General features: G+C 62.0%; 14 protein-coding genes. 5 read left to right on the top strand and 9 right to left on the bottom strand.

Annotated elements, in window-relative coordinates; all coding sequences use genetic code 11:
- Positions 1 to 137: 137 nt before the first annotated feature.
- Positions 138 to 368, bottom strand: a complete 231-nt coding sequence (locus tag F2P46_RS32235; RefSeq protein ID WP_166898138.1) for a TIGR04438 family Trp-rich protein — start codon at positions 366 to 368, stop codon at positions 138 to 140.
- Positions 369 to 553: 185 nt separating this feature from the next.
- On the opposite strand from F2P46_RS32235, the gene F2P46_RS32230 reads away from it, so the two are divergent.
- Complete coding sequence (locus F2P46_RS32230; protein WP_166898137.1) at positions 554 to 862, top strand: c-type cytochrome; 309 nt, start codon at positions 554 to 556, stop codon at positions 860 to 862.
- Positions 863 to 944: 82 nt separating this feature from the next.
- On the opposite strand, the gene F2P46_RS32225 is transcribed toward F2P46_RS32230, so the two are convergent.
- The 6 genes from F2P46_RS32225 to folD all read right to left on the bottom strand — a co-directional run bounded on the left by F2P46_RS32225 (position 945) and on the right by folD (position 6812).
- On the bottom strand, positions 945 to 2090 hold the full coding sequence (locus tag F2P46_RS32225; RefSeq protein ID WP_166898135.1) for a branched-chain amino acid ABC transporter substrate-binding protein: 1146 nt from the start codon (positions 2088 to 2090) through the stop codon (positions 945 to 947).
- A 246-nt stretch (positions 2091 to 2336) separates the two neighbouring features.
- Positions 2337 to 2711: a hypothetical protein gene (locus tag F2P46_RS32220; protein ID WP_166898133.1), complete on the bottom strand. Its 375-nt coding sequence runs from the start codon at positions 2709 to 2711 to the stop codon at positions 2337 to 2339.
- On the bottom strand, positions 2708 to 3133 hold the full coding sequence (locus F2P46_RS32215; protein WP_166898131.1) for a DNA polymerase III subunit chi: 426 nt from the start codon (positions 3131 to 3133) through the stop codon (positions 2708 to 2710). Before F2P46_RS32215 ends, F2P46_RS32220 begins: the two co-directional genes overlap by 4 nt.
- 8 nt (positions 3134 to 3141) lie before the next feature.
- A complete protein-coding gene (locus tag F2P46_RS32210) occupies positions 3142 to 3774 on the bottom strand; it encodes a glutaredoxin family protein (protein ID WP_166898129.1) in 633 nt (210 codons plus the stop codon).
- 26 nt (positions 3775 to 3800) lie between these two features.
- Positions 3801 to 5885 (bottom strand): M3 family metallopeptidase, encoded by a 2085-nt coding sequence (locus F2P46_RS32205; protein WP_166898127.1) that lies wholly within the window; start codon positions 5883 to 5885, stop codon positions 3801 to 3803.
- Positions 5886 to 5957: 72 nt separating this feature from the next.
- The gene (gene folD, locus F2P46_RS32200) at positions 5958 to 6812 is read right to left on the bottom strand and encodes a bifunctional methylenetetrahydrofolate dehydrogenase/methenyltetrahydrofolate cyclohydrolase FolD (RefSeq protein ID WP_166898126.1); all 855 of its coding nucleotides are present in this window, start codon (positions 6810 to 6812) and stop codon (positions 5958 to 5960) included.
- A 297-nt stretch (positions 6813 to 7109) separates the two neighbouring features.
- Between folD and aceE the strand changes: the two genes are divergently transcribed.
- From aceE to lpdA, 3 genes are all read left to right on the top strand, one after another.
- A complete protein-coding gene (gene aceE, locus F2P46_RS32195; protein ID WP_166898124.1) occupies positions 7110 to 9806 on the top strand; it encodes a pyruvate dehydrogenase (acetyl-transferring), homodimeric type in 2697 nt (898 codons plus the stop codon).
- A gap of 151 nt (positions 9807 to 9957) precedes the next feature.
- Positions 9958 to 11310, top strand: a complete 1353-nt coding sequence (gene aceF / locus F2P46_RS32190; protein WP_166898122.1) for a dihydrolipoyllysine-residue acetyltransferase — start codon at positions 9958 to 9960, stop codon at positions 11308 to 11310.
- Positions 11311 to 11323: 13 nt separating this feature from the next.
- Positions 11324 to 13138, top strand: a complete 1815-nt coding sequence (gene lpdA, locus F2P46_RS32185) for a dihydrolipoyl dehydrogenase (RefSeq protein WP_166898120.1) — start codon at positions 11324 to 11326, stop codon at positions 13136 to 13138.
- Positions 13139 to 13352: 214 nt separating this feature from the next.
- On the opposite strand, the gene F2P46_RS32180 is transcribed toward lpdA, so the two are convergent.
- Both F2P46_RS32180 and F2P46_RS32175 read right to left on the bottom strand, forming a co-directional pair.
- The gene (locus F2P46_RS32180; RefSeq protein ID WP_099875462.1) at positions 13353 to 13538 is read right to left on the bottom strand and encodes a hypothetical protein; all 186 of its coding nucleotides are present in this window, start codon (positions 13536 to 13538) and stop codon (positions 13353 to 13355) included.
- An 86-nt stretch (positions 13539 to 13624) separates the two neighbouring features.
- Positions 13625 to 14296 carry a TetR/AcrR family transcriptional regulator gene (locus tag F2P46_RS32175; protein ID WP_166898118.1) on the bottom strand — a complete coding sequence of 224 codons (672 nt, stop codon included), beginning with the start codon at positions 14294 to 14296 and terminating at the stop codon, positions 13625 to 13627.
- Positions 14297 to 14405: 109 nt separating this feature from the next.
- On the opposite strand from F2P46_RS32175, the gene F2P46_RS32170 reads away from it, so the two are divergent.
- Positions 14406 to 15566 carry an HlyD family secretion protein gene (locus F2P46_RS32170; RefSeq protein WP_166898116.1) on the top strand — a complete coding sequence of 387 codons (1161 nt, stop codon included), beginning with the start codon at positions 14406 to 14408 and terminating at the stop codon, positions 15564 to 15566.
- Positions 15567 to 15572 lie beyond the last annotated feature (6 nt).

The following is a 15572-nucleotide window of genomic DNA, read 5'->3' as shown; positions in this document are numbered from 1 at the left end:
CGGCTGCAAAAATACCTGGGACGGCCCATATTTCGCCGCTTTCTCGGCCAATAGCTCGCTATTGGCACTGCGAAATCGTCAAAATCTGGCCTCGCCCAGCTATTTTTCCGCTTCGACTCTCCAAGTCCGACAGGCTGCTAGCGCTTGTTCGCCTTGTCAAACGCTTCCTTGATGCGGTCCTTGCGCCGTTGCTCATCGACGTTGTGGGCTTTTTTCTTGTCCAGTCCGAAAATCTTTTCGACAAACTCGAACCACAGGAAGGCCACGAACATCAGCCCGATGATCCACCACCACGACAACGCGGCAAAACGCCAGACTTCGAAATAGCGCAGGCCCACAAGCGCTGCAATTAATAGAATCACTGGCATGACAAACTCCTTTTCATATGCGTATCTTACAAACAATTGTCCCGGAGGGGCAGTAAAATCGTGTCCTCTGGCAAATAGTTGGGTCAACCATCCACACGCTTGACCCGTTATAGAGCGTGTGGCCGCACATTCGCATTGACGAAACACGGTAAAATTGCACTCAGTTGTTCACTCTGGAGAAATACATGAAACGGTCCTTGATGTTGTTCACGGTATTGTCGGCACTGGCGTCGTCGAGCGCCATGGCAAACGCCGATCTGGCAAAAGCAAAAAATTGCATGGCTTGCCACGCGGTCGCGAACAAGGTAGTCGGGCCAGCCTACAAGGATGTTGCGGCCAAGTATGCCGGCCAGAAGGATGCCGAAGCCAAGCTGGTGGGCAAAGTCTTGAAGGGTGGCGCCGGCGCGTGGGGCGCGGTACCGATGCCAGCCAATCCGCAGGTGAGCGACGCTGACGCGCGTACCCTGGTGAAATGGATCCTGGCCCAGAAGTAAATCGCCGCACCCAACAAAAAACGCGCTGTCAGCGCGTTTTTTTATGCCGCAAGTGTTGGCCGCAGCCAACGCCCGACAGCGCTTACTTGACCACGGACATCTTGGTCTTCTTGCCACCCTTGAAGGTGAACATGGTCAGTGCGCCATCCTTGATGTCGCCCTTGTCGTCAAACTGGATCAGGCCGGTAACGCCCTGATACTTGATTTTTTGCAGTTCCGGCAGGTACTTGACCGGGTCAGCCGACTTGGCATTCTGCATCGCCGTCGCCATCACCATCACCGCATCGTACACATACGGCGAATACAACTGCACGCTTTCGTTCGGGAAGCGTTTCTTGTAGCGCGCCACGAAGTCGGCGAACGATTTTTCTTGCTCGCCGGTCACGCCGCCCGCTTCGGCGCAGGTGACGTTGCCTTCGCCCACGCCGTCACCGGCCAGGCGCGCCAGCGATTCGGTGCAAATGCCGTCGCCGCCCATGAACTTGGCGTTGATGCCGAGCGCTTTCATTTGCTTGAGCATCGGGCCGCCGACCGCATCCATGCCGCCGAAGAAGACCAGGTCCGGCTTCTTGTTCTTGATCGAGGTCAGGATGGCGGTGAAGTCGGTCGCGGTGGCGCTGGTAAATTCCTTGCCGACGATTTTGACCGCCGGATTCTGGGCTTTGGCGCCCTTGAGGAATTCGGTGGCCACGCCCTGGCCGTAGGCCGAGCGGTCGTCGATCACCGCAATGTTGGTCGCTTTCAGGGTGTCGACCGCGTAGCGGCCCAGGGTGCCGCCGAGCTTGTTGTCGTTCGCGACCACGCGGAAGGCCGACTTGAAGCCTTGCTTGGTGTATTCGGGAATCGTGGAAGACGGGGAAATCTGGGGAATCCCGGCGTTGTGGTAAATCCGCGAAGCCGGTACGGTGGTGCCCGAATTGAGGTGGCCGATCACGCCGTTGACCTTGGCATCGACCAGTTTTTGCGCCACGGCCGTGCCCTGCTTGGGATCGGCGCCGTCGTCTTCCAGCACCAGTTCAAGCTTGACCTTCTTGCCATTGATCATGAAGCCTTTGGCGTTCAATTCTTCCACGGCCATCTTGGCGCCGTTCTCGTTATCCTTGCCCAGGTGCGCGCTGGCGCCCGAGATTGGACCGACGTGGCCGATCTTGACGATATCTTGTGCGCTGGCGCTGCCGGCGAAGGCCATGGCGATTGCGAGTGGAATGAGTTTGGTCGTTAACTGCATGTGCATTCTCCATTGGATTGAAAACAGACAGCGCTCGTGGCGCCGTTTCGAAAATTTTGTGTAGGGCAAAAGGTACAACAATTTAAATGCAACGCAAAGCCGATTGTCAGAATTTTCGCAACAATTTGACGCTGCTCACCATAAACGCGCGTGGCAGGCATGCGTGCACAGCGCGCCGCACGCAATTGACGCTGTTTTGTAAGCAAATGAAAGGCGCCGGCCCCGGGCGGGCGCGGGGTGGGGCGATCAGGGCGGCGGCTGGCGCTGTTGCAGCGCGCCCAGCTCTTGCGCGACGGCGCGCGCGACGATCGCGTCGATACTGTCTTGCAGGCCGCGCCGCAGCTCGGCCGTGATATCGCCAACGGCCTGGCGCAGCACCTGTTCCATGCTCTCGCGCAGGCGGTGTTCGAGCATGATATCGACGCTTCCCTGGAGTTGCTGGACGATGCGGTCGGACAGGCGCCGTTCCAGCGCCGCCCATTCCGGATCGGCGCCTGCCGGCGCGCTTGCCTGGTCTGCCGGCACGCTCTCGGCGGCGGGCTCGGCCAACGCCTCGCCCTTATCGGAAAACAATTCCGTCAATACAGGAATATTCGGGTCGAATGGACGAGCCTGGCTCATGACTGGCCTGCGACGAAGTGGGTCAATGGATAGGATTGCTGCTTGTAGGCGACGTAGCGCTTGCGTCCGGCGGCGGCGTCGCTTTCATCGGTAGAAATGATTTCGAACAGGCGCGCGAAGCGATCGAGCTGGGCCGGCGTGGCCCGGGTCAGGTTGACCAGCATGTCATGATGCGGCAGCTCGGCCGCGGCGTCGTGGGCGATGATGATCGGGGTGTGCGCGGCCAGCGGGTCGCCGGCCATCACGTGCGGCAGGAAATCGGTTTCCGACAAGGTCCACAGGGCTTCGTCCAGCGCTTGCGCCTGCGCCGCATCCTCGGCCAGCAGCACCACGCGGGCGCGGCTGGCAACGGCTTTGCGCGCCAGCCGGCAGGCGTAGCTCAGCTTGTCCGGGATATTGGTATGGAAATCGATCCGCGTCATCGTCGACCTCAGAATACGAAGCCGGGCGGCGCGGTTTTTTCACCTGGCGCCGGGGCCGGCGCGCCTTTGCGGTCGGCCTCGCCCGGCTTGCCTTTGTCGTCCGTTTTCGGTGCTTCCGGTTCCGGCGGGGAGGCCGGGCTTGGCTTAGCATACTGATACCCCGAAGGAAGAATCTTCTTTTCAGGGTAGGCAGCGTCGGTCAGCATCGAATTCCAGGCAGCCGGTTCAAAACCGGTCGACTTGGCGCGGCCGATCTTGATGAAGGGCATGCGGCCGTCGCCGCCCGCTTCCTTCAGCTTGATTTCATCGGCGCCCGTTTGCACGGTTTTCTCGATGAACGGAATCCCGCGCTCTTTCAGGAAGGTGCGGCCCTGGTCGCAATAGTCGCATTTATTGCGCGTATAGAGCACCACCGGATGCGCGCGCACCGCCTGCGCCAGCGCATACGGCAGCGGCACGGTGGCCGCGCCGCCGGCGCCGGCCTTGATTTCGATCGGCTTGGCGTTGGCCGGCGGCGGTTTGTCGCTGAACGTGACCTTGCCCGACGCATCGACCCACTTGTACATCTGTTGCGCGCCGGCGCCGCCTGCGCACAACAGCAGTGCCATCATCGTGCCAGCCATCTTTTTTGCTACTGTCATTACAATTCTCCTGCTGGCACGGTCTTTCAGGACTGCATGCCGCTGTGGCGCAACAGCGCATCGATACTGGGCTCGCGGCCACGGAAAGCCTTGAACGATTCGAGCGCGGGGCGCGAACCGCCGACGGCCAGTATCTCTTGCTGGAAGCGTTTGCCGGTTTCTTCGGAAAGGGCTCCGCCGCCGGCCTCGACCGCTTCTTCAAAGGCGGCGTACGCATCGGCGGACAATACTTCAGCCCACTTGTAGCTATAGTAACCGGCGGCGTACCCTCCGGCAAAAATATGTCCGAAAGAATGTTGGAAACGGTTAAATGCGGGCGGCATCATGACCGAGAACTTCTGGCGCACGTCGTTGATCAGTTCTTGCACCGTTTGGGCGCTGGCCGGGTCGAAGTCGTAGTGCAGGTGCATGTCGACTAGCGAAAACTCCACCTGGCGCAGGGTTTGCAGGCCGGACTGGAAGTTTTTGGCGGCCAGCATCTTGTCGTACAGCGCGCGCGGCAGCGGTTCGCCGGTCTTGACGTGGGCGGTCAGGTGCTGCAGCACGTCCCATTCCCAGCAAAAGTTTTCCATGAATTGCGATGGCAGTTCGACCGCATCCCACTCCACGCCGGAAATGCCGGAGACGGCGATTTCATCCACTTGCGTGAGCATGTGGTGCAAACCGTGGCCAAATTCGTGGAACAGGGTCGTTACTTCGTCGTGTGTGAAGAGGGACGGCTGCAACTGGCCATCGACGGTTGCCGGCGGCGTGAAGTTGCAGGTCAGGTAAGCCACTGGTGTTTGCAGCAGGCCGCCGGTTTGCAGGCGGCGTCCGCGGGCGTCGTCCATCCAGGCGCCGCCGCCCTTGCCGCTGCGCGCGTACAGGTCGAGGTAGAACTGGCCGACCAGCTTGCCGCCCTTCTCGATGCGGAAAAAGCGCACGTCCGGATGCCAGACGGCGGCCGTATCGGGCTTGATGTCGACCGAGAACAGGCTTTGCACCAGGCGGAACAGGCCGTCGACGACTTTCGGTTCGGGGAAGTATTCCTTCACTTCCTGGGCCGAGAAGGCGTAGCGGCGCTCGCGCAGTTTTTCGGACGCGTAGCTCAGGTCCCAGGCTTCGACCTGGTCGATGCCGAGTTCATCCTTGGCAAAGGCGCGCAGTTCGGCCAGGTCCTGCTCGGCGAAAGGACGCGCGCGGCGCGCCAGGTCTTCCAGGAATTCGATCACGTGTTCGGGGCTCTGGGCCATTTTCGGCACCAGCGAAACTTCGGCAAAATTGCGATAGTCGAGTAATTTGGCTTCTTCGTCGCGCAATGCCAGCAAACTGGCGATGTTGCTGCTGTTATCCCATTTTTCCAGCTCGCTGAACACGGTGCCCATTTCGGACGCCTTGGTGGCGCTGGCGCGGTAGATCGTTTCGCGCAGTTCGCGTTTGTCGGCAAATTGCAGGATCGGGAAGTAGGATGGGAAGTGCAGGGTGAACTGCCAGCCGGCCTTGCCGTCTTTCTCGGCGGCGGCGCGCGCGGCTTGCTTGACGTCGTCCGGCAGGCCGGCCAGGTCGGCTTCCTCTTCCACCGTCAGCTTGTAGTCGTTGGTGGCGTCGAGCACGTTTTCCGAAAAGCGCGTCGAGATGCTGGCGTGCTGCTCCTGGATGGCGGCAAAGCGCTCCTTTTTCGACTCCGGCAGTTCGGCCCCGCCCAGGCGGAAGTCGCGCAGGGCGTTGTCGACGATGCGCTTGCGCGCCGCCGACAGCGTGTCGTAGGCGGCGCTGGCGCGAATCGCCTTGTACTTGGCGAACAGCGCTTCGTTCTGGGCCAGCGCGGTCCAGAATTCGGTCACCTTCGGCTGGTTGTCGTTGTAGGTGGCGCGCAGTTCCGGCGTATCCACCACATTGTTCAGGTGGCTGACCACGCCCCAGGCGCGGCCCAGCTGTTCGGTCGCTTCTTCCAGCGGAATGACGAAGTTGTCCCATGTTACATCGTCGGCCGGCGCTTCCAGCTCGGCCACGACCGCGCTCGCCTGCGCGATCAACTGGTCGATGGCCGGCGTAACGTGCTCCGGCTTGATATCGTTAAAACGTGGCAGGTCGCTGAAATCGAGCAGGGGATTGCTGGTATCGGTAATCATGGTGGTTTCCTCAAGTCGGTTTCAAATGGCGGTTTCAATTCAACGTCAGTCGCGCCGGCGCGTGTACGTGTTTTACGCTAAACGCGCGCGTTCGGCCGCTTCGACCGTGTTCATCAGCAGCATGGTAATCGTCATCGGCCCCACGCCGCCCGGCACCGGGGTGATGTGGGCGGCCACCTCGCGCACCGCCGCGGTATCGACATCGCCGCACAGTTTGCCGTCATCGTCGCGGTTCATGCCCACATCGATCACGATCGCGCCGGGTTTGACCATATCAAAGGTGAGCGTATTGCGGCGTCCCACGGCGGCCACCACCACATCGGCCTGGCGTGTGTGGTAAGCCAGGTCCGGCGTCGCACTATGGCATATGGTCACGGTGGCGTTCGCTTGCAAGAGCAACAGCGCCATTGGTTTGCCGACCGTGTTGCTGCGCCCGATGACAACGGCGTGCTTGCCGCGCAAGTCATAGCCGGTGCTTTCGATCAGTTTCATGCAGCCGTACGGGGTACACGGGCGGAAACCCGGCAGGCCGGTCATCAGTTCGCCGGCGCTCAGGACCGAGTAGCCGTCCACGTCTTTGGTGGTCGAGATCGCTTCGATCACCTTGTTCGGGTTGATGTGCTTCGGCAGCGGCATCTGCACCAGGATGCCGTGGATGGCCGGGTCGGCGTTCAGGCTGGCGATGCGTTCGAGCAAAGCCGCTTCGCTCAGGTCGGCGTCATACTTTTCCAGGATCGAATGAAAACCCACGTCCGCGCAAGCCTTGACCTTGTTGCGCACATACACGTGACTGGCCGGATCTTCCCCCACCAGTATCACCGCCAGGCCGGGCTGCTTGCCTTTGGCGGTCAGGACACTGGCGCGCTGCTTGATTTCTGCGCGTAATTGTTGGGAGAGGAGAACACCATCGATCAGTTGAGCGGACATGATTTTTAGCCGGAGCAAGAGTGGGAGGAAAAGAGCGGGACAAAAGCGGGATTATAAAGCCACTGCTGCTATCGCGTGCCCCGAATCCCTGCAAGCGACCATACTCTTGCCTTGAAAGAAATATGGAGTTTACGTTCACGGAAAGCAATTTATCACGATATGAAACGATATATCGCAATTTGAAAAAGCAGAAAACTACTGTTAGAATTGCTGCACTAATTTTGGTATTGGTAAATAATCAGCAAAACGTCCGCCGCGATGTCGATCGGGCAGGGCACTAACAAAGGAGACGCATCAATGTCAGCTCAACTCGACCAGTTGACGGCAGCAGCCGCCAACGATCCCGACACGCTCGAAACCAAGGAGTGGCTCGACGCGCTCGAAGCCGTCATTGAAAATGAAGGCACCGACCGCGCGCACTACCTGATGGAACGCATGGTCGACCTGGCCCGCCGCCGCGGCGCCCACATCCCGTTTTCCAGCAACACCGCCTACGTCAACACCATTCCCACCCATCTCGAAGAACACTGCCCCGGCAACCTGGAGTACGAAGAGCGCCTGCGCTCGTGGATGCGCTGGAATGCGATGGCGATGGTGGTCAAGGCCAACCGCGCCGACGGCGACCTGGGTGGCCACATTTCGAGCTTCGCCTCGCTGGCGAACATGCTCGGCATCGGCTTCAACCACTTCTGGCGCGCGCCGACCGCCGACCATGGCGGCGACCTGCTGTACCTGCAAGGGCACTCGTCGCCCGGTATCTACGCGCGCGCCTTCCTCGAAGGGCGCCTGTCGGAAGACCAGATGCTCAATTTCCGTCGCGAAGTCGACGGCAAGGGCCTGTCGTCGTACCCGCACCCGAAACTGATGCCGACCTTCTGGCAGTTCCCGACCGTCTCGATGGGCCTGGGCCCGCTGATGGCGATCTACCAGGCGCGCTTCTTGAAGTACCTGCACGCGCGTTCGATCGCCGACACCTCCAACCGCAAGGTCTGGGTCTTCTGCGGCGACGGCGAGATGGACGAGCCGGAATCGATGGGCGCGATCGGCATGGCCGCGCGCGAGCGCCTCGACAACCTGGTCATGGTCGTCAACTGCAACCTGCAGCGCCTTGACGGCCCTGTGCGCGGCAACGGCAAGATCATCCAGGAACTCGAAGCAGACTTCCGCGGCGCCGGCTGGAACGTGGTCAAGGTGATCTGGGGACCGGGCTGGGACGCCCTGCTGGCCAAGGACAAAGAAGGCATCCTGCAGCGCGTGATGATGGAAACCGTCGACGGCGAATACCAGAACTACAAGGCCAAGGACGGCGCCTACGTGCGCAAGAACTTCTTCGGCAAGCATCCGAAGCTGCTCGAAATGGTCGCCAACATGACCGACGACGACATCTGGCGCCTGACACGCGGCGGCCACGATCCGCACAAGATCTACGCCGCCTTCAAGATCGCGCAGGAAAACAAGGGTACCCCGACCGTCCTGCTGGTGAAAACCGTCAAGGGCTTCGGCATGGGCAAGTCCGGCGAAGCGCGCAACACCGCGCACCAGACCAAGAAGCTCGACGACGAAGCGATCCGCGAAATGCGCGACCGCTTTGCGATCCCTATCCCGGACGACAAGCTGGCCGATATTCCGTTCTTCAAGCCGGCCGACGATGCGCCCGAAATGGTTTACCTGCACAAGCGCCGCGAACTGCTGGGCGGCTACCTGCCGCAGCGCCGTCCGCAAGCTGCCGAATCGCTGCCGGTGCCTGCGCTGTCGGCATTCCAGAACGTGCTCGACGCGACCGCCGAAGGCCGCGAAATCTCGACCACGCAGTCCTTCGTGCGCATCATTTCGACCCTGCTGCGCGACCCGAACCTGGGCCAGCGCATCGTGCCGATCCTGGTCGACGAATCGCGTACCTTCGGGATGGAAGGCTTGTTCCGCCAGATCGGCATCTTCAATCAACAGGGCCAGTTGTACGAGCCGGTTGATAAAGACCAGGTCATGTACTACCGCGAAGACAAGGCCGGCCAGATTCTGCAGGAAGGCATCAACGAAGCGGGCGGCATGAGCTCGTGGATCGCCGCGGCGACCTCGTACTCGACCAACAACCGGATCATGATCCCGTTCTACACCTTCTACTCGATGTTCGGCATGCAGCGCATCGGCGACCTGGCGTGGGCGGCGGGCGACATGCGCGCACGCGGCTTCCTGATGGGCGGCACGGCGGGCCGCACGACCCTCAACGGCGAAGGCTTGCAGCACGAAGATGGCCACAGCCACGTGATGGCGGCGACCATTCCGAACTGCCTGCCGTACGATCCGACCTTCGCGCACGAAGTGGCGGTCATCGTCCAGGACGGCCTGCGCCGCATGGTGGCGGAACAGGAAGACGTGTTCTACTACATCACCTTGATGAACGAGAACTACGAGCAGCCAGGCCTGACCCCCGGCACGGAAGAGGGCATCCTGAAAGGCATGTACCTCTTGCAAGCGGGCGACGCGGCTGCCAAGCAGCGCGTGCAGCTGATTGGTTCGGGCACGATTCTGCGCGAATCGATCTTCGCGGCCGAACTGCTGCAGAAGGACTTCGGCATTGCGGCCGACGTGTGGTCGGCGCCGTCGCTGACCCTGATCGCCCGCGACGGCCAGGACGCCGAGCGCTGGAGCATGGTGCATCCGACCGACGCCCCACGCCTGCCGTACGTGACGCAGCTGATGGAAAAGACCACCGGTCCGATCATCGCCACGACCGACTACATGCGCCTGTTCGCCGAACAGATCCGCGCGTTCATGCCGAAGGGCCGCACCTACAAAGTGCTCGGTACCGATGGTTTTGGCCGCTCCGACAGCCGCGTCAAGCTGCGCGAGTTCTTTGAAGTGAACCGTTACTATATCGTCGTGGCGGCGCTCAAATCGCTGGCCGACGAGGGCGTGATTGCAACGTCCGTGGTGGCCGATGCGATTGCCAAGTACGGCATCAATCCTGAAAAACCGAATCCGGTGACCCAGTAACTTTGCCACGGCGTTTGCGCCCTCGTGCTGAAATTGGGTTCCCGCCTGCGCGGGAACGACGGAGCTAGCCTCGTCGTTCCCGCGCAGGCGGGAACCCAAGTCCGGGGTGCCGCAGACGCCCGACTAAACGAATAAGAACGGAGTAAACGCTATGAGCATTGTGGAAGTCAAAGTCCCGGACATCGGCGACTTCAAGGAAGTCGAAGTCATCGAACTGATGGTCAAGCCGGGCGACACCATCAAGGTCGACCAGTCGCTGATCACGGTCGAATCCGACAAGGCCAGCATGGAGATCCCGTCCAGCCATGCCGGCGTGGTCAAGGAACTCAAGATCAAAGTCGGTGACAAGGTCGCCGAAGGCGCACTGTTGCTGATTCTCGAAAGCGACGATGCAGCAGCCGCGCCAGCCGCCGCACCTGCGTCAGCCGCCGCAGCCGCACCTGCGCCAGCGGCCGCAGCCGCCCCGGTGCCTGCCGCCGCTGCGCCGGCACCAGCCGCTGCGCCGGCACCAGCCGCAGCGCCAGCACCAGCCGCACCCGCCGCCGACGCCGCACCTGCCCAATCGAACGCCAAGGCCCACGCCTCGCCATCGATCCGCAAGTTCGCGCGCGAACTCGGCGTCGACCTGCTGCGCGTGCCCGGCAGCGGACCGAAGGGCCGCATCACCCAGCAGGACGTGCAGAACTTCGTCAAGGGCGTGCTCGCGAGCGCGTCGCCTGGCAACGGCTCCAAGGCCTCGGGCGGCGGTACCGGCGTCGGTCTCGACCTGCTGCCATGGCCGTCGCTCGACTTCAGCAAATTCGGCCCGACCGAACTGCTGCCGCTGTCGCGCATCAAGAAAATCAGTGGCCCGAACCTGCACCGCAACTGGGTGATGATCCCGCACGTGACGCAGTTCGACGAGTCCGACGTGACCGACCTGGAACAGTTCCGCGTCGATTCGAACGCCGCGCTGGCCAAGTCCAAGTCGACCGTCAAGCTGACCATGCTCGCTTTCGTGATCAAGGCCAGCGTCGCCGCGCTGAAAAAGTACCCGGCGTTCAACGCATCGATCGACGCCACCGGCGCCAACCTGATTCTCAAGCAGTACTACAACATCGGCTTCGCGGCCGATACGCCGAACGGCTTGATGGTTCCGGTCATCAAGGACGCCGACAAGAAATCGATCTCGCAGATCGCCGTCGAAATGGGCGAGCTGTCGGCCCAGGCGCGCGACGGCAAGCTCAGTCCAGCCAACATGCAGGGCGCGACCTTCACCATCTCGTCGCTCGGCGGCATTGGCGGCACGGCCTTCACGCCGATCATCAACGCACCGGAAGTGGCGATCCTTGGCCTGTCCAAGTCGTCGATGAAGCCGGTGTGGGACGGCGCGGCCTTCCAGCCACGCCTGATGCTGCCGCTGTCGCTGTCGTACGATCACCGCGTGATCGACGGCGCCATGGCCGCGCGCTTCACCGCATATCTGGCCGAAGTCATGGCCGATCTGCGCAAGACCTTGTTATAAGGACGACACAGCGATGAGCACAATCGAGGTAAAAGTACCGAATATCGGCGACTTCAAGGAAGTTGAAGTTATTGAAGTGATGATCAAGGTGGGCGACACGATCAAGGTCGACCAATCCCTGATCACCGTCGAATCCGACAAGGCCAGCATGGAAATTCCGGCCAGTCACGCCGGCGTGGTCAAGGAAATCAAAGTCAAGGTGGGCGACAAGATCGCCGAAGGTTCGATGCTGCTGGTGCTCGACGCTGCCGGCGATGCTGCTGCCGCACCTGCCGCACCTGCCGCCGCCGCTCCCGCCGCCGCAGCTGCTCCCGCCGAATCGCAGGCGCCAGCGCATCCGACGCCGCCCGCGGCGCCGGTGGCAGCGACGCCCGCGCCAACCATGGCCAAGTACGACGGCAAGGTCGACATCGAATGCGAAATGATGGTGCTCGGTGCAGGTCCCGGCGGCTACTCGGCGGCATTCCGCTCGGCCGACCTGGGCATGAACACGGTGCTGATCGAGCGTTACGCTTCGCTCGGCGGTGTGTGCCTGAACGTTGGTTGCATTCCATCGAAAGCGCTGCTGCACGTGGCGGCCGTGATCGATGAAACGCAAGCCATGTCCAAGCACGGCATCAGCTTCGCCAAGCCGGACATCGACATCGACCAGCTGCGCGCCTACAAGGACAAGGTCATCAGCAAGATGACCACGGGTCTGGCGGGCATGGCCAAGATGCGCAAGGTCAATGTGGTGCAGGGTGTCGGCCAGTTCGTCAGCGCCAACCACATCGAAGTGACGGCCGCCGACGGCAGCAAGAAGGTTGTGCAGTTCCAGAAGGCGATCATCGCCGCCGGTTCGGCCGTGGTCAACCTGCCGTTCGTGCCAAAAGATCCGCGCATCGTCGATTCGACCGGCGCGCTGGAACTGCGCCAGATCCCGAAACGCATGCTGGTCATCGGCGGCGGCATCATCGGCCTGGAAATGGCCACCGTGTACTCGACCCTCGGTTCCCGCATCGATGTCGTCGAAATGCTCGATGGCCTGATGCAGGGCGCCGACCGCGACATGGTCAAGGTCTGGCAGAAGTTCAACGAGAAGCGCTTCGACAAGGTCATGACCAAGACCAAGACGGTCGCTGTGGAAGCGCTGGAAGAGGGCATCAAAGTGAGCTTCGAAGCGGCGCAAGCCGGCGTCACCGCGCCCGAGCCGCAGATCTACGATATGGTGCTCGTTGCAGTGGGCCGCAGCCCGAACGGCGGCAAGATCGCTGCCGACAAGGCTGGCGTGACGGTCACCGACCGCGGTTTCATCCCGGTCGACGCGCAGATGCGCACCAATGTGCCGCACATTTTCGCCATTGGCGACCTGGTGGGCCAGCCGATGCTGGCGCACAAGGCGGTGCACGAAGCGCACGTCGCGGCCGAAGCGGCGCATGGCGAGAAGGCTTTCTTCGACGTCAAGGTGATTCCATCGGTGGCGTATACCGATCCCGAAGTGGCATGGGTCGGCATTACCGAAGACGAGGCGAAAGCCAAGGGCATCAAGCTCGAAAAAGGGCACTTCCCTTGGGCCGCCAGCGGTCGCGCGGTTGCCAATGGGCGTGACGAGGGCTTCACCAAGCTGCTGTTCGACGCCGAGACGCACCGCATTGTCGGTGGCGGGATCGTGGGCACGCATGCGGGCGACATGATCGGCGAGATCGCGCTGGCGATCGAGATGGGCGCCGACGGCATCGATATCGCCAAGACGATTCACCCGCACCCGACCCTGGGCGAGTCGATCGGCATGGCGGCGGAAGTGTATGAAGGCGTGTGCACCGACTTGCCGCCGGTGCGCAAGAAGTAAGCTGTAGTAAGCGCAGGAATAGAAAAAGCCCCGTTCACGTGTATGCGTCAACGGGGCTTTTTTTCGGCGGTTGCGATGGCCAAGTACCTCTATAGCGTCGTTCCCGCGCAGGCGGGAACCCAAGTTGTCGTAAAGCCGCTGGTACGGTACGACCTTGGGTTCCCGCCTGCGCGGGAACGACGGTGCTAAGTGGCTTTGACATTAGCCGTGAAGTTTAGTGAAAACTCACCCACCGCGCAGGAATCTCGATATTCCCCGAACGTGCGGCGGCAGCATACGCGTGCATCTCCGCGACGACCGCTTCGAGTTGTTCCATGTTCGGGTTTTCCAGAAAACCCTTCATCCGTTCATTCAGTGACGCTTGCTGATCATGCCATTCGTAGCGAGCCGACTTGCTCATACCATCCTCCTTGAAAGAGGCAACTGTGCCAGAAAAAACGCACCACTTCGGTGCGATGACGCACATTCTCCGGGGCACACGGCCGCTTACGGCGCGCGCAGCACGCTGCGATAGAACAGATCGAGCCTCTGCTCGAGCGCCGTTACCACCTCGGCGCGCGCCTGCGCAACCGGCTGGAACAAGAACCGTCCGAAGTACTCCCCCTGCACGCAATTGAGCAAGAACGTCGGAATCAATTCCAGCGCCAGATCCTCGCGCAACTGCGCCCGCACGTCGGCACGCGCGAAATACCGCAGCAGCATCTCGCGCGTCTGGCGCGGCCCGGCTTCGTAGAACGAGGTCGATAATTCCGGATTCGACGCCGCTTCGGCAATCACCATGCGCTGCATGCTCAAGGCCTCGGGCGCGCTGATCATGTCGAAGAACTGCAGGCTGAATTCGGAAATGGCCTGCTTGAGCGGGCGCATATCGCTTTCCACCGCGCTGGCCGTGAAGAAGCGGCTGCGGTTGGCCAGCAGCACCGCCTGGAACAAGCCCGCCTTGCCGCCGAACTTGACGTAGATCGTGCGCACCGCCACGTGGGCTTCACGGGCGATGGTTTCCAGGCTGACCTTGCTGTAGCCGTGCTTGAGCATCAGTTCGCCAGCGGTCTGGATCAGGTTGTTGTGGCGCGCTTCGAGCTCGCAGGCGCGCGGCCGGCCCGCCGACTTGCTAGCTGGGGCGGCCGGTACTGGTGGGGCAGGGGAGGCTGTCGTCATGCCATCACTGTAATTCAATCCAAAATGAAATGCAACCGTTTCATTTCTTGACTTGGTGAAATGCTTAGGGAATAATGCCCCTACCCCATTTCATTATCGGAGCAGTACCATGTCGCAAGCACAAGCCAAGGCCGAGCCAAAAGAACTCGCCGCCGTTCCAACCGTCGCCGCCCCCGCCGCGACCCCGCCCAACTGGCGCGTGCGCGGCGTATTGGCCCTGATCGCCGTGGTGGCGATCGGCACCGGTGGCCGCATGTGGTACCGCAGCTCCCATTTCGTCGAGACCGAGAATGCCTTCGTGTCCGGCCACGTGCACCCGGTATCGGCCCGCATTTCCGGCGTGGTGACCCGCGTGCTGGTGGAAGATAACCAGAACGTCAAGGCCGGCGATGTGATCGCCGAACTCGATCCGGCCGACCAGCGCGTCAAGGTCGAACAGATCCAGGCGCAGATCGTCAGCGCGCAGCAGCAGGTGCTGCAGGCCGACGCCCAGGTGGAACAGGTGCGTGCGCAGGCCGCCGCCGCCTCGGCCCAGGTGGTGCAATCGGAAGCGCTGCTGCTGCGCGCCAAACAGGACGCCGAGCGTTTCGGCCAGTTGTATACCTCGCAGATGAAGGCCGTTTCGAAAGCCGAACTCGATGCCGCCAACGCCGGCCGCGCCGGTGCCGTCGCCGACGTCTCCGCCCGGCGCGGCACCGTGGTCGCGGCCCAGGCCCAGATCACCGCCGCCGGCGCCGCGCGCGATGTCGTCAAGGCCCAGATCAAGGTCCTGCAAACCCAGTTGAAAGACGCCCAGCAGCAGTTGGCCTACAACCGCATCCTGGCGCCTGTCGAAGGCCGCCTTGGCCGCCGCAGCGTGGAAGTGGGCGCGCGCGTCCAGCCGGGCCAGCAGCTTGCCGCCATCGTGCAGGACGACGTCTGGATCACCGCCAATTTCAAGGAAACCCAGTTGGCCGACCTGCATCCCGGCCAAGCCGTGCATGTGGTGATCGACGCCATGCCGAAGCATCCGCTGGTCGGGCGCATCGACAGCTTCTCGCCGGCCTCGGGCAACCAGTTCGCCCTGCTGCCGGCCGATAACGCCACCGGTAACTTCACCAAGATCGTCCAGCGCGTGCCGGTCAAGATCGTCTTGCGCGCCGAAGACGTCAAGGCCCTGCAAGGCCGCCTGGTGCCGGGCATGTCGGCACTGGCCGAAATCGACATCGGCCAGGCCGCTCCCGCCACCAAGACCGCGACCGCCCCGGTTGCCGCCCCCGCAGCCCACTAAGCACAT

The sequence above is a fragment of the Massilia sp. CCM 8734 genome (genome assembly GCF_011682155.1).
In the GTDB taxonomy this organism is placed as follows: Bacteria; Pseudomonadota; Gammaproteobacteria; order Burkholderiales; family Burkholderiaceae_D; genus Telluria_A; species Telluria_A rubra.
The sequence above is the reverse complement of the archived record's forward strand: the minus strand, read 5'-3'. Positions and strand labels throughout refer to the sequence as shown.

Excerpts from the sequence above, each read along its gene's own strand:
- F2P46_RS32225 (WP_166898135.1), bottom strand. The coding sequence starts at position 2,090 with ATGCAGTTAACGACCAAACTCATTCCACTCGCAATCGCCATGGCCTTC.
- F2P46_RS32235 (WP_166898138.1), bottom strand. The coding sequence starts at position 368 with ATGCCAGTGATTCTATTAATTGCAGCGCTTGTGGGCCTGCGCTATTTC.
- folD (WP_166898126.1), bottom strand. The coding sequence starts at position 6,812 with ATGTCCGCTCAACTGATCGATGGTGTTCTCCTCTCCCAACAATTACGC.
- aceE (WP_166898124.1), top strand. The coding sequence starts at position 7,110 with ATGTCAGCTCAACTCGACCAGTTGACGGCAGCAGCCGCCAACGATCCC.
- F2P46_RS32205 (WP_166898127.1), bottom strand. The coding sequence starts at position 5,885 with ATGATTACCGATACCAGCAATCCCCTGCTCGATTTCAGCGACCTGCCA.
- lpdA (WP_166898120.1), top strand. The coding sequence starts at position 11,324 with ATGAGCACAATCGAGGTAAAAGTACCGAATATCGGCGACTTCAAGGAA.
- F2P46_RS32230 (WP_166898137.1), top strand. The coding sequence starts at position 554 with ATGAAACGGTCCTTGATGTTGTTCACGGTATTGTCGGCACTGGCGTCG.
- F2P46_RS32215 (WP_166898131.1), bottom strand. The coding sequence starts at position 3,133 with ATGACGCGGATCGATTTCCATACCAATATCCCGGACAAGCTGAGCTAC.
- F2P46_RS32220 (WP_166898133.1), bottom strand. The coding sequence starts at position 2,711 with ATGAGCCAGGCTCGTCCATTCGACCCGAATATTCCTGTATTGACGGAA.
- F2P46_RS32170 (WP_166898116.1), top strand. The coding sequence starts at position 14,406 with ATGTCGCAAGCACAAGCCAAGGCCGAGCCAAAAGAACTCGCCGCCGTT.
- F2P46_RS32210 (WP_166898129.1), bottom strand. The coding sequence starts at position 3,774 with ATGACAGTAGCAAAAAAGATGGCTGGCACGATGATGGCACTGCTGTTG.
- F2P46_RS32180 (WP_099875462.1), bottom strand. The coding sequence starts at position 13,538 with ATGAGCAAGTCGGCTCGCTACGAATGGCATGATCAGCAAGCGTCACTG.
- aceF (WP_166898122.1), top strand. The coding sequence starts at position 9,958 with ATGAGCATTGTGGAAGTCAAAGTCCCGGACATCGGCGACTTCAAGGAA.
- F2P46_RS32175 (WP_166898118.1), bottom strand. The coding sequence starts at position 14,296 with ATGACGACAGCCTCCCCTGCCCCACCAGTACCGGCCGCCCCAGCTAGC.